General features: G+C 53.6%; 13 protein-coding genes and 2 tRNA genes. 4 read left to right on the plus strand and 11 right to left on the minus strand.

The window, feature by feature from the left end; genetic code table 11:
• Positions 1–206 precede the first annotated feature (206 nt).
• From CMO10_RS13945 to guaA, 3 genes are all read right to left on the minus strand, one after another.
• Positions 207–836, minus strand: coding sequence for a hypothetical protein (locus CMO10_RS13945; RefSeq protein ID WP_297023291.1), 630 nt, complete (start codon positions 834–836; stop codon positions 207–209).
• A complete protein-coding gene (locus CMO10_RS13950; RefSeq protein WP_297023295.1) occupies positions 836–2035 on the minus strand; it encodes a DUF262 domain-containing protein in 1200 nt (399 codons plus the stop codon). The genes CMO10_RS13945 and CMO10_RS13950 overlap by 1 nt, the downstream gene beginning before the upstream one ends.
• A 508-nt stretch (positions 2036–2543) precedes the next feature.
• Positions 2544–4097 carry a glutamine-hydrolyzing GMP synthase gene (guaA, locus tag CMO10_RS13955; protein WP_044828355.1) on the minus strand — a complete coding sequence of 518 codons (1554 nt, stop codon included), beginning with the start codon at positions 4095–4097 and terminating at the stop codon, positions 2544–2546.
• A 290-nt stretch (positions 4098–4387) separates the two neighbouring features.
• Between guaA and CMO10_RS13960 the strand changes: the two genes are divergently transcribed.
• A complete protein-coding gene (locus tag CMO10_RS13960) occupies positions 4388–4678 on the plus strand; it encodes a hypothetical protein (RefSeq protein WP_152630652.1) in 291 nt (96 codons plus the stop codon).
• Between the two features lie 131 nt (positions 4679–4809).
• On the opposite strand, the gene CMO10_RS13965 is transcribed toward CMO10_RS13960, so the two are convergent.
• The 5 genes from CMO10_RS13965 to CMO10_RS13985 form a co-directional block, all read right to left on the minus strand.
• Positions 4810–6147 carry an RsmB/NOP family class I SAM-dependent RNA methyltransferase gene (locus CMO10_RS13965; protein ID WP_297023300.1) on the minus strand — a complete coding sequence of 446 codons (1338 nt, stop codon included), beginning with the start codon at positions 6145–6147 and terminating at the stop codon, positions 4810–4812.
• Positions 6148–6348: 201 nt separating this feature from the next.
• Positions 6349–7815: an IMP dehydrogenase gene (guaB, locus tag CMO10_RS13970; protein WP_297023303.1), complete on the minus strand. Its 1467-nt coding sequence runs from the start codon at positions 7813–7815 to the stop codon at positions 6349–6351.
• A 207-nt stretch (positions 7816–8022) separates the two neighbouring features.
• Complete coding sequence (locus CMO10_RS13975; protein WP_044828924.1) at positions 8023–8547, minus strand: PAS domain-containing protein; 525 nt, start codon at positions 8545–8547, stop codon at positions 8023–8025.
• A 188-nt stretch (positions 8548–8735) separates the two neighbouring features.
• Positions 8736–9542 (minus strand): RlmE family RNA methyltransferase, encoded by an 807-nt coding sequence (locus tag CMO10_RS13980; protein WP_044828352.1) that lies wholly within the window; start codon positions 9540–9542, stop codon positions 8736–8738.
• Positions 9543–9602: 60 nt separating this feature from the next.
• Complete coding sequence (locus CMO10_RS13985) at positions 9603–10793, minus strand: Ppx/GppA phosphatase family protein (RefSeq protein ID WP_297023308.1); 1191 nt, start codon at positions 10791–10793, stop codon at positions 9603–9605.
• A 245-nt stretch (positions 10794–11038) separates the two neighbouring features.
• Here CMO10_RS13985 and CMO10_RS13990 point away from each other — a divergent pair.
• The 3 genes from CMO10_RS13990 to CMO10_RS14000 all read left to right on the plus strand — a co-directional run bounded on the left by CMO10_RS13990 (position 11039) and on the right by CMO10_RS14000 (position 11771).
• Positions 11039–11112 (plus strand) — tRNA-Gln (locus tag CMO10_RS13990).
• Positions 11113–11192: 80 nt separating this feature from the next.
• Positions 11193–11266, plus strand: a tRNA-Gln gene (locus CMO10_RS13995).
• 112 nt (positions 11267–11378) lie between these two features.
• Positions 11379–11771, plus strand: coding sequence for a GFA family protein (locus tag CMO10_RS14000; RefSeq protein ID WP_297023311.1), 393 nt, complete (start codon positions 11379–11381; stop codon positions 11769–11771).
• On the opposite strand, the gene CMO10_RS14005 is transcribed toward CMO10_RS14000, so the two are convergent.
• The 3 genes from CMO10_RS14005 to CMO10_RS14015 all read right to left on the minus strand — a co-directional run.
• Positions 11768–12376: a 5-formyltetrahydrofolate cyclo-ligase gene (locus CMO10_RS14005; protein WP_297023314.1), complete on the minus strand. Its 609-nt coding sequence runs from the start codon at positions 12374–12376 to the stop codon at positions 11768–11770. The two genes, CMO10_RS14000 and CMO10_RS14005, sit on opposite strands and share 4 nt — an antisense overlap.
• 142 nt (positions 12377–12518) lie before the next feature.
• Complete coding sequence (locus CMO10_RS14010; RefSeq protein ID WP_008892097.1) at positions 12519–12725, minus strand: cold-shock protein; 207 nt, start codon at positions 12723–12725, stop codon at positions 12519–12521.
• A 200-nt stretch (positions 12726–12925) separates the two neighbouring features.
• A partial coding sequence (locus tag CMO10_RS14015; RefSeq protein WP_297023318.1) for a hypothetical protein occupies positions 12926–13181 on the minus strand: 256 nt, incomplete at its 5' end.

A 13181-nucleotide genomic window follows, 5' to 3' on the forward strand; every position in this document is an offset into this window, starting at 1 on the left:
AACTAAAAGAGATCAATGCGATAAAGCCTTCGCGTTCCGAAGGAAGCAGCTACAGACTCTAACTTTTCCGTACAGCACCCAATCGCGCCTCTACCGCTAAGCTTGTATTAGCCTGTCAGCCTGCGAAGATCAGCAGGAACCCCAAATTGGTTCAGGCTCAACGATCACAACCTGCACAATATTGCATCCAGCATACATAGGATCTTTCACTCAAACTCCGGCTCAAATTTAAGTGAAAGCCCACCCAACCTTGCAACTTCAGACCGCATAGATAAAATCCATGCATGTAAACTCAAATCAAATATACGGACCTTACGAATCACCTCCTCAGCTTTTTGGATTACATTTCGTCTGTCTTCGATGATTTTCATACTAACACCGTTGTGAGCAAGATCGCCGCGGTGCTTTACTATGATTTCTACGTCATCCCAAAAATCCTGCGGGAAGTGAGCATCCCGCGAGAGACCTATGAACGTAAAAAAGTGACTTATCCTACTCCAGTTTGCGTTGTTATTCTTCGTTAATGCTTCCTTCTTCTTATTGAATTTCTCTCCAAAATCACTAAATGCACCACACTTTTTCAAAATGCTCTCGTGCGCCATATTCTCATACAGTTCAATGCTATCCCGGAGTATTCCTTCGAGATAAGCTTCCAACTCGGACACTGTGAAAAGGATAAACGCGTCACACATCGCGTCATCGCGAGCCGAAGCCTCCCAAACGGTTCCTCTCGCGGGATAAACAAGTTCCCTAGAGTTACCTCGGAATAAAAAACACCTCCGACGCGCTACAATCCCGCGGACAAAGCAGTGATAGTGCGAAGTATGCTTAGACATCAGACCTCCATAGAGATCTTGTTCGCCGTCTCATCATACTGGAGGCGTATAGCTTCAACTCCAATTCCACTTAAAGCATCAGCAAAAAGACTCACCCTCGTATAAAGTGCTGATGTCGTCTTCGTAGTCCTTTCGACTGCTTCCCGAAATCGACTATCATCCGAAATACTTTTGAATGCAGAAACAACATCATCACCTCTTTGTTCGAAGGCAAGTAACGCATCATCAGACAGGAGGTTTAACATGATCACATCGAATACGGCGCGATTGGTACGGTTCTCCCAATCGGCTCCATTCCATTTACGAAAAACGGCTTCACGGGTGAAAGCCAGAAGGCTTACTTGATAACTTTTTTCAAATCGATCTAAAGCTGCATAAACGCTGTGCTCCAGCTCATTCCAACGCGAATTCAAACATTCGACACTCTCATCAAGATGTCGCTTCAAATCGCCTCGGTAATTTTCAAGGAACATAGTAATCGAGAGATATCTAGTCACCAATTCGACATCACGCATCCTGAAATCTGGCTCTGGACTAGGAAAAATGTCTCGCAATGCATTCGATCTCTCACTGTAATCGGAAATGAACGCAGTAAATGGTCCAGGATGAAGACTTTGGCGAAGTTCTTGCGGTGAGAGTTTCACACTAGCTGAATTGAGGCGATGAAAAATGCTAAAAAGAACCTCGTCGTTTTTCCAACCGCGAATTACATTTGTTCTGATTGCGAAATTCTCCAGTTGCGCAGATAAATCAGCATGCGCCTCACGAAGCTCCGAAAAGCCTAGACCGTTAAGTTGTGAAAGCTGTAGTAATCCAGTTATTTTAAAATTGTTGTATTTAGATTCAGGCATTTTCCCGAAAAATTGAGCAAGTGTGCTCAATCTTTGCTTGCCATCCACAACAATGAAAGTCTTGTCTTTGCTTCTTTCAGCGAGGGTGATTGCTGGAACAGGAAAATTGAGGAGTATGCTCTCAATAAGTAGACTTTTGGCCTTACGCGTCCATGCGTCTCTTCTCTGGAAGCTGGGATTGATGTCAATTCTACCCTTTTCGAGCTGAACCAAAAGGGTCTCTACTGTCCAGTCCGTATGATAGAGAACAGCGTTTGAAAGATCACCTGCCGCAGCAACGGCGTCATCGACACCTTCGATGTTTGGGTCGTCATCCGAAAACAAGTCAAGTTCTGGATCTGGTCTCATCTGTATCCTCACATCCATTGCGAACAACCACAAGTACGACAATTTTCAAAGCACCTGAGAACGAGCAAGAATCTAATTTAATAAATGATAGGTTCGAAAGTCGTTGTCATATTATGCTCCTGTTCTTCTGCTCTGCAGATCTGAACAGTTCTATATTTTTTAGGATACTCGAAGTTCTTCAATCATGACCAGAGCAACGATCATGTTTTTTTTCCCTGTACCCGACTCTATAAGACTTTTTGCTTTTGCTCGCTCGCCTGATTCTCTGAACATAGCTCTCTAAAACCGAACATTAAAGAATGCAGTGGAAGAATAGACAGGCTTCGCAAGAGAGTTGAAGGTACTGATATATCTCGGCGTTACGTAACTAAGCGATGAACAAAATCCAACCGCTAGCCCACGTCATAACATTAGCAATTACTCTCTTGAAACGCGGATGAAACTAACCATCAAAACAAAACGGCGCGCCCAATGGACGCGCCGTTTGATACTTCCGGTATCGGAAAACTTATTCCCACTCAATCGTCCCCGGTGGTTTCGAGGTGAAGTCGTAGGTCACGCGGTTGATGCCGTTGACTTCGTTGATGATGCGGTTGGCGATGCGGCCGAGCAATTCTGGCGGGAACGGGTAGAAGTCCGCAGTCATGCCGTCGGTTGACGTCACAGCGCGCAGCGCACAAGCGTAATCGTATGTACGACCATCCCCCATGACACCAACGGTGCGTACCGGCAACAGCACAGCAAAAGCCTGCCAGATGGCATCATACAAACCGGCATTGCGGATTTCTTCGAGATAGATCGCATCTGCCTTGCGCAGCACATCAAGCTTCTCGCGCGTGATCGGCTGGCCCGGGATACGGATGGCAAGGCCGGGTCCAGGGAACGGGTGACGACCAACAAAGCTATCAGGCAGGCCAAGTTCACGGCCGAGATCACGGACTTCATCCTTGAACAATTCACGAAGCGGTTCGACCAGCTTCATGTTCATGCGTTCCGGAAGGCCGCCAACGTTATGGTGCGACTTGATGGTGACCGACGGGCCACCGGTGAAGGACACACTTTCAATCACGTCCGGATAGAGCGTGCCTTGTGCCAGGAAGTCGGCACCACCGATTTTCTTGGCTTCTTCTTCGAACACTTCGATGAACAGACGGCCGATGGTTTTGCGTTTAACTTCCGGATCGGTTTCACCTTCGATGGCACCAATGAACGTTTCCGACGCATCCACATGCACCAACGGAATGTTGTAGTGGTCACGGAACAGGGTGACGACCTGATCGGCCTCGCCCGAGCGCATGAAACCATGATCAACAAACACGCAGGTCAACTGATCGCCAATCGCTTCGTGGATCAGAACCGCGGTGACGGAACTGTCAACACCGCCCGACAGACCACAGATGACCTTGCCATCACCGACCTGTTTGCGGATTTTGTCGATTGCATCGTCCTTATAGGCATGCATCGTCCAGTCGCCTGAACAACCGGCAACACCGTGCGTAAAGTTCCTGAGAAGCTGCGCACCATGCGGGGTATGCACCACTTCCGGGTGGAACTGCACGGCATAGAATTTCTTCTCGTCATTGGCGATGGCGGCAAACGGTGCGCCTTCGGATTTACCAACAACGCGGAAACCATCCGGCAGCGCATCAACGCGGTCGCCGTGGCTCATCCAGACCTGTTCGCGAGCGCCTTCGGCCCAAACACCTTTGAAAAGATCGCAATCCTCGATCACATCGACAAAGGCACGACCGAATTCACGGTGATCAGAGGTCGCAACCTTACCGCCGAGCTGATTGACCATGGTCTGCTGACCATAGCAGATACCCAAAACCGGAATACCCAGCTCAAACACCTTTGCCGGGGCAGAGGGCGCCTTGTCCCAGTGGACCGATGCCGGACCACCCGAAAGGATGACCGCCTTGGGGGCATATTCATCCAGGAACGCGTCCGAGATGTTGTTAAAAGGATGGATCTCGCTATAGACACCGCTTTCGCGCACGCGACGTGCAATCAGCTGGGTGACCTGGGATCCGAAATCAATAATCAGCACGCGATCAGTCATCGGGCCGTATCTCCGTCGAAGATTGGGTTGCGCCGTACATACGCCAAACCATCGTGATGGGCAACCCGGCGCAGGCGGTCCCCCAACGATGCATTCAAAAAACTTTTACCGGCCTTATCGGACAGGGTGTGCAATTGCGGCAGTTTTGCGCGCAGCCCTCCCCGAAATTCCCACAATTGGTCCCTTTTTTCTGCGCAATGGCCGTGCAGTATCCACCCTAACGGAACGCGGGAAACACCACGTCCAAGCACGAGCACCACACGATTGATCAACGCAAGGGACACATTATCATGAGCAGTTCTACCGGAAGCAAAATCGCCATGGCCGTTGCCGGTCTTATCTTGATTGCGGGCACGGCAACCGCCATCGCCATGACCCAGAAAGACGGCGGCACGACCCTGCCCGTCATTGGCAGCGAAGAAACCGCGCCGAACGAAAACGCTAAAAGCCTGATCCCAGATAGTGTCGAGGAAATCGTTCCGGGCATGAAAAACCTTGAGAACGGCGACGCGTCCAAAGGCGATGGCAACGCGACGGGTACCGGCACCATCTTTGACGAACCGGTACAGACCACCGAGTAACGCGTTCACGCGTTCACGGTTAAACAAAATCGGCCCTGCGAGCATCACTCGCAGGGCCTTTTTATGTGCAGGCAGAACAAGGGCGGCGTTAGGCTTGGCTTGGGTCCCATATGCCATGCACGCCACTGCCATTACTTTACCTTGCCTTTTGCCGTGCGTTCGAACACCGCGACAAAGAAGCCATCCGTGCCATGAACATTGGGTGACAGACGCAGCCACGGCTTGTCCTTGCCACCCGGCACAGGTACCGATTTCGGTGCATCCGGCCAGATTTCATTGATCGGCACAGGCTTGAAATCCTTGCGGTCGCGCATGAAGGTTTCGATCAGGCGTTCATTTTCTTCGGGCATGATCGAACAGGTCGCATAAATCAGACGACCACCCTTGGTCACCTTGGCCGCACCGGCCTTAAGGATCTTGCTTTGCTCCGCCATCAGGCCACGCAGGTCACGCTGACCAATACGCCAGCGCAGGGCCGGGTTACGACGCAGCGTCCCAAGGCCGGAGCACGGCACATCAAGCAGTACCCGATCAAAGAAGCCCGACTTGTTACGCAGCCAGCTGTCGCGTTCGTCAGCAATGATGCGCTGCTGAATGCAATCGCCTGCACCGGCACGACGTGCACGTTTCCGCGCATTGTCCAGACGACCGCCATGGGTATCGCAGGCGAGGATACGGCCCTTGCCGCGCATGTCGGCGGCCATGCCAAGCGTCTTGCCGCCACCGCCCGCGCACATATCCAAAACCGTCATACCGGGCTTCGCGCCCACGAGGTTGACGCAAATCTGCGATGCCTCGTCCTGAATTTCGATCAGGCCGTCTTTGTAGGCCGCCGTTACCAGCATATTGAGGCCAAGCGGCAGGCGCAGACCATTGGGCGCAAAAGGTGTGCGTTCGATATCCTTGATGCCATCGGCCTTCAGCGACTTGATGGCGTCTTCGACCGTGCCGCGCAGGCGGTTGACCCGCAGATCCAGTTTGGCCGGCTGATTATAAGCCGCCATTTCGGCCGGCAGATTTTCATGATGGAGCTTAAGCAGCTCCGCATAAAGCCATTTTGGCAGCTCGGTTTTGACAGCACCGGGCTGGGCATCATGATCAAGGCTGTTGCCCGCAAGCTTGTTGGCAAGATGCTTTTCATTCGGGCGCAGCTCATCGGGGCAGAACTGATCGCCGTTGAACAGGCCTTCGATGGTGTCGCGGTCCATGCCATCATGCAGGACCAGATCGGCAATCATGCGCGCACGACCGTCCTGGAACTGATAGTCGCATTCCGCCAGCCACCAGCCCAGCCGGGCCTGATGACGGATCAGGTTATAGAAACGTTCGCTGATTTCACGACGATCCCCGCCGCCGATATACCGGCGTGATCCGAAATAGCCTGACACAACGCGGTCAGCGTCATCTCGGTTATGGGTCCAGCCATCGTAAAGTTCGATAACGGCTGCTATGCGAGCACCGGGTTTCAAAGCGAAAAATCCAACCTGTTTGCGGGTGATGAACTGCTTCGCATATGGGAAGCACGCCAACACCTTACGATAAAAAAGCTGATGACGGCAGGAAGACCTGCCGTCATCGAAATTTGAATGCGCTTCATATCATGGCAGGGACCATTCGCCAACAGCGTCAAACGCAAGGCAGGTCCGCCAATCAGCAGGCGCAAAACCCATTCAGCCGCCCGGACGGTAGTTCGGTGCTTCGCGGGTGATGGTCACGTCATGGGCGTGGCTTTCGCGCAGGCCCGCATTGGTGATGCGGACAAACTCTGCACGTTCGCGGAAGTCCGCAAGGGTTGCCGAACCGGTATAGCCCATCGATGCCTTAAGACCGCCAACCAACTGGTGAATGATCTGACCAGCCGGGCCTTTGTAAGGAACGCGGCCTTCGATGCCTTCGGGGACCAGTTTCAGGTTGTCCTGAACGTCCTGCTGGAAATAACGGTCTGCCGAGCCGCGTGCCATTGCACCGACCGAGCCCATACCACGATAGGACTTATAGGAACGGCCCTGATACAGAATGACTTCGCCAGGAGCTTCGTCCGTACCGGCCAGAAGCGATCCGACCATGCAAGTGCTTGCGCCCGCAGCCATCGCCTTGGCGATGTCACCAGAAAACTTGATACCGCCATCTGCAATGACCGGCACACCAAGTTTGTGGGCCATTTCACCACATTCAAGAACTGCGGTCAGCTGCGGCACACCAACACCGGCAACAATACGGGTCGTACAGATCGAGCCCGGACCGATACCGACCTTGACCGCGTCTGCACCGGCTTCGGCCAATGCCTTGACGGCTTCGGCGGTTGCGACGTTACCAGCAATAATCTGGGTATCGCCAACCTGTGCCTTGATTTGCTCAACCGCCTTGATCACACCAGCCGAATGACCGTGTGCGGTATCAATGACAAGAACATCCACACCAGCTTCGACAAGGGCGGCTGCACGCTCAAACCCGGCTTCGCCAACACCGGTTGCCGCAGCAACGCGCAGACGACCGCTTTCGTCCTTACAGGCGTTCGGGTGCAGCTTGGCTTTTTCGATGTCCTTGACCGTGATCAGGCCGGTGCAACGATAGGCCTCGTCAACCACAAGCAGCTTTTCAATGCGGTGCTGATGGAGAAGCTTTTTGGCTTCGTCGGTATTCACATTCTCGGTCACCGTGACCAGACCTTCGTGGGTCATCAGTTCGGAAACCGGCTGCGCACGGTTGGAAGCAAAGCGGACATCACGGTTGGTCAGGATACCGACCAGCTTGTTCGAACCGCGCTCAACAACCGGAATACCGGAAATGTGGTTGGCATCCATCAGGTCGAGCGCATCGGCCAGCGTCTGATCGGGATGAATGGTGATCGGGTTAACGACCATGCCCGATTCGAACTTTTTCACGCGGCGAACTTCTTCGGCCTGCTGCGCGATATCGAGGTTCTTGTGAATGACCCCCATGCCGCCATGCTGTGCCATGACAATCGCCATTGCGCTTTCGGTAACGGTATCCATCGCCGAGGAAAGCAGCGGGATTCTGAGTTCAATATTCTTGGTAATGCGGGTGTTGGTCTGCACCTGAGCAGGCAGCACTTCTGATGCTGCGGGTTTGATCAATACGTCGTCAAACGTCAGGGCTTCGGCAATGCGGGTCATCTGGCCACCTCGTTAATCTGAGTTGGCGCGGAATTTATACACGTTATGCCCCAAATGCCAAGTTTTGTGCGCCCATAACAGCCCTGTGATTTTATTGATGCTTTATTTTGCGCATTCCGTTAGAAACTGGTTGATGGGGCTGCCGTCAGGCGAGCCCCTTTTTTATTGCCGGAAATGCAGGCCTCGGGACGCGCGCCAAACCAGCGCCTAAAGGCTGAAGACAAACTGGTCGTAATCCATGCCGGCATCATTAAGCAGGTCGGTGACCATCTTGATCCCGCGCGCCATGCCTTCCTTGCGATTGGCTTCTTTCGCCTCTTCCTCGCAAAGCGCCTTATAAAGCGGGATGACCTTTTCAACCGCATCACGGCGTGGCACACGGCGGTTGGAGTGATATCCGATGATCTTGCCATCCGGACCGAAGGTCGGCGTGACATTGGCCAGAACCCAGTAATGGTCGCCATTGGCACTGCGGTTGATCACATAGGCAAAAATCTCGCGCCCGGCCTCGATGGTTTGCCACAGCAGGGCGAAAACACATCTGGGCATGTCAGGATGGCGGATGATGCTGTGTGGCTGGCCAAGGATATCGCGTTCGCGAAATCCGGCGACACGCAGGAACGTGTCATTGGCATATGTAATCCTGCCCTTGAGATCCGTCTTGGAGACAATGATCTCGTGCTCGTCAAAATGACGCTCCACACCTGTCAGGCTTAGGTTGTCCTGTTTCATCAGATAAATCCCACAAGCAATGGCCACCCCAAATGGCCCGTTCCACCCATTCTGCAAGGCCCCAACCTTGCCCCCTGATCTTTAAAGCCTGAAGCCCGATCCGGGTTTGATGTAACGCAACAATGCCTGAAGATTTATAACTATTCCAGCCTAGCCCTTTGTATGGACTGGGATAAAATTTCTAATGCCTATTCGACAGGCGACCAGCTGTCGTCTTCGCTAACCTCGGCATTCTTGATGTCGTCTTCGGCATTGTTCTGCCCACGGAAGCCAGTGGCAATCAGATAGGCCTCGGGGCTTTCCGGGCGCGATGCGGGCGGTTTGGCGTGTTTGGTCACGCGGAAATTCTTCTTCACGCGATCAAGCAGCTCGTTCTCGGTCCCGCCCTTGAACACCTTGGCAATGAAAATGCCGCCCGGCGCCAGAACTTCCTCGGCAAACAGAAGCGCATGTTCGACCAGATCGATGATGCGGATATGGTCGGTCTGACGATGGCCAGTGGTTTCCGGCGACATATCAGAGATCACGGCATCGACCGGCCCCTGCAATTCATGCTTGATCATGTCAGGCGCCTTGGGATCAAGGAAGTCGGCCTGCAAACATGTCGCGCCCGAAATGCCTTCCCATTCAAGGATATCAAGGCCGACAACCTGGCCCTTGCCATGTTTGGAGCCAACCATATCAACCGCCACCTGCGTCCAGCCGCCCGGTGCCGCACCAAGGTCAACAATGCGCATGCCGGGTTTAAGCAGATCAAACTGGTTGTTGATTTCAATCAGCTTGAAGGCCGCGCGGGAGCGATAGCCCAAGCGTTTGGCTTCCTGCACATAGGGATCATTGAGCTGCCGATCGAGCCAGCGCGTAGAGGAAAGCTTGCGCCCCTTGGCACTTTTCACCCGCGTGCGCAGGCCACGGCGTGCGCCGGTATCAATGGCTGCAATGGCCGAACCCTTGCGGCGGCGCTGCCCGCCTTTTCCGCTGCGATTGTCGCTCATGATCTATCCTGAACTGAATTCTGTTTTGGTCAAACCTGCCGGGACACAAACGTCAACCGATCAGGAGGAAGCCGGAATATGGGACACTGTATGACGGCGCGCGTCGCACGGGTCAATAGCGTGGCCGTCTGCACGCATCAAATCGACAAGAATGCCTTCACGCAAACCACGGTCGGCGACCTTGAGCGTCGCCAGCGGCCAGATATCGCGAATCGCGGCAAAGATCGCAGCACCCGCGTCCATCAGCTCGGCACGCTGGTTGCCGATGCAGGGATGGCCCTTGCGCTTGTCCGACCCCATACGCAGCAACAATTCGGTGACACGTTCCGCATCATCAAAGCGCAGATCAGATCCATCGACCTTGTGACGTTCATAGCGCTCAAGACCAAGGGCGATGCCGCAGAATGTAGTGACGGTTCCCGATGTACCAACCATCTGGACCTTGTCATCATCAAGCATGTCCGAGCAGCAATTGCGCTTGGCAAATTCTTCGAGGCGTTCACGGATTTCGGTGCGCATCGCCTCAAACCGCTCGCGGCGTTCCTCAACCGTGGCGTACCGTTCGGTCAGGCACAGAACACCACATGGCATCGAAAGCGTTTCAATGCACTGGGTCTTGCCGGTTTTATCGACCTTGATCCAGCAAATCTCGGTACTGCCGCCGCCAATATCAAACACCACCGCATAGGGGCGTTCATCGAGAAGTGCCGAACAGGCCTGAAGGGCCAGGCGGCTTTCTTCATCCGGATTGATGATATCAAGTGAAATGCCGGTTTCATCAAACACGCGCCGCACGAATTCTTCGCGGTTATCGGCACTGCGGCAGGCCTCTGTCGCGACCGCACGAAGCTTCGCACCGGGATGACGACGCAGTTTCTTGGCACAGACACGCAGCGCATCAATCGCGCGATCCATCGCCGCTTCACAGAGATAGCCCTTTTCGCGCACACCTTCGCCAAGGCGCACGACGCGTGAAAAGGCATCAATCACCTTGAAACCATCATTGCAAGGACGCGCGACCAGAAGCCGGCAGTTCGAACTGCCAAGATCGATCGCGGCATAAATCGGCGCAGTGATGCAATCGACAATTCGCGAAGACTGTCCGCCACTGTCAGGGGCGTGAACGGCAGTTCCCGGTTTGGGCATGCCCGGCTTGTCGGGGCCATCAAGCACGACATGCCCGCCCATTGCAGCGCCGCCTGCCGGGCTGCTGGCCCTGTGCGAGTTGCTATGGCGGGAAACGTGCTTCACCTTTCGAAAACCTGCCTTCTGTTACGCGCTCATATTCCGTATCGCTGATCATCAAGACATTTATGTGACGATCTTGCGAATCAACTATATGAGTGTAACGACAATCCCCCGCAAGGCAAATCCCGTATGCGGTAATCGCATGGTTGAACAGATGGAAACAAAAAAGGGGTTGCCAAAACCGGGCGGGTTTTATACATAGCGGCCCACACCGCGACGCAAATCGCGCCCGGTGGACCAAGTTTTGTTGGGGAATAGGTTAACGGTAGACCTACGGACTCTGACTCCGTCAGTCCTGGTTCGAATCCAGGTTCCCCAGCCAACCTTTCCGGACATTGCAGAGCATTCTTGCCCATGCAATTTGTACGTTCCGGGTAATAAATGACGTACGCAAAGTCCTGCTGGGGAATAGGTTAACGGTAGACCTACGGACTCTGACTCCGTCAGTCCTGGTTCGAATCCAGGTTCCCCAGCCACTTTGCCCTTCCCCTCACAAATCGCCGCATCACATACCAGACAGCAGCATAATTGCCGCCTGTTCGACTTAGTTTTAGAGTGCCTGATTATCAACGGTAATTGGGGCTTGAGATGAAAACCGCGACCGGTGGCTGCTTGTGCGGCAAGATCCGCTTCAAAACAAAGGACGAACCCTATCGGGTTGGGCTGTGTCATTGCCTTGATTGCCGCAAGCATCACGGTGCGCTGTTTCATGCCTCTGCGGTTTTTCAAAACAGCGCTGTCACGGTTGCGGGGGAAACACGCGATTATCAGGGACGGCATTTTTGCCCTGACTGCGGATCATCGGTGTTTTCCTGCAGCGATGATGAGATCGAAGTACATCTAGGCGCCTTTGATGCCCCCGATCAGTTCATCCCGACCTATGAGCTTTGGGCAATCCGGCGCGAAGCATGGCTTCCGGAGCTTCCGCTTAAACATCACTATGAACGGGATCGCACATCCAATCGCCGGAATGAGGACTAGGCGACCTTTGTCATCCCCTGATCGGTGATCAGGACATCCACCGGCACATCATATTGGTGCGGCAGGATATCTTTAAGTCGGGTGGCCTCAAACCCGATACCGATCACAAGCGGCTTGGGTTCACACGCAGCCAGTGTCCGGTCAAAGAACCCACCGCCGTAGCCCAGTCGATAACCCTGCCCGTCAAACCCGACCAGCGGGGCCAGCAGAATATCAACCGCGACCAACTCCGTCCCCTTTGGTTCCGGGATACGAGCAAAGCCTGGCACCATTTCGGTATCGGGTGTCCATGCATGAAAGACCATCGGTTGATCCTTGCCCGGCACGACTGGCAACGCTGCCCTGCCCCCGGATGCAATGTGTGCTTCAATCACAGGGCGGACATCGATCTCGTTCTGGATTGGCCAGTAAAAACCGACCGTCGCCTTGGGATGATCAGCCAGAAAGCGCGTGAAGTGATCGAGGATCTTGCCCGATAGATGATGGTGGGTTGCGGCATCAAGGCCGGCGCGCCAACCAAGAAGCGCGCGTCTGACGGCATTGCGCCATTCCGACTGGCTGGTTGCATCGCCACTAACGGGTGCGGCAGGAAGATCAAGGATCATGAATACCCGGGGATTTTGTTGGTTTTAAGTAAAGTCACGCAATGAGGCTACACCAACAAGACGGCCCCTGAAACGCATAACGCGCCGGAAACCCGGCGCGTTAACGGTTGTCAGCAAAGAAAGCTGCAAGCCAGATAGAAATTTAGAGAATGGCGAGTTCTTCTGCCGACATGCGGCCATTGCGACCTTCAATCAGCTCAAACTGAATTTTCTGCCCTTCATCAAGTCCCTGCAGACCAGCACGCTGAACAGCGGTGATGTGCACGAATGCATCTTTACCGCCCTCGTCCGGGGTGATGAAGCCATAACCCTTGGTCGCATTGAACCACTTAACCGTTCCGGTAGCCATATCCGTAGTCGTCCTTAGTTTAGTATGCGCATTTCCAAACTCAGAAATGCTTGAAAACAGTCCCTGCCTTACACCGCGCAAGGGCACAATTACCATCAACCAGAGAGCAACCACGCACTTGAAAGATGCACTGCATCGTTTCAATAATTACCGAAATTTCGGCTTAGTGCAATGGATTCATGCATTAAGTTCTTTTTTCACTACCACGCGTAATCGACCATTTGACGCAGGTCACCGTGCGGCACCTGCCCGGAATCGTACACACCCATAGATGAATCAAATGCAGAAAGGAATTCCCGCAAAGGTTCTGTATCGCGGCAGATAAGCGAGATGTCGACAGTGATCACCGGCGGCAGATCGACCTGGATGATATCGGTTCGACCAAACATGCGAATATTGGTGCTGTCACCGATGATCCCGGACAGTCGCCCGGCCGCAAGCAAATCGACAGCCTGC

The sequence above is a fragment of the Thalassospira sp. genome (assembly GCF_002709775.1).
Lineage (GTDB): Bacteria > Pseudomonadota > Alphaproteobacteria > Rhodospirillales > Thalassospiraceae > Thalassospira.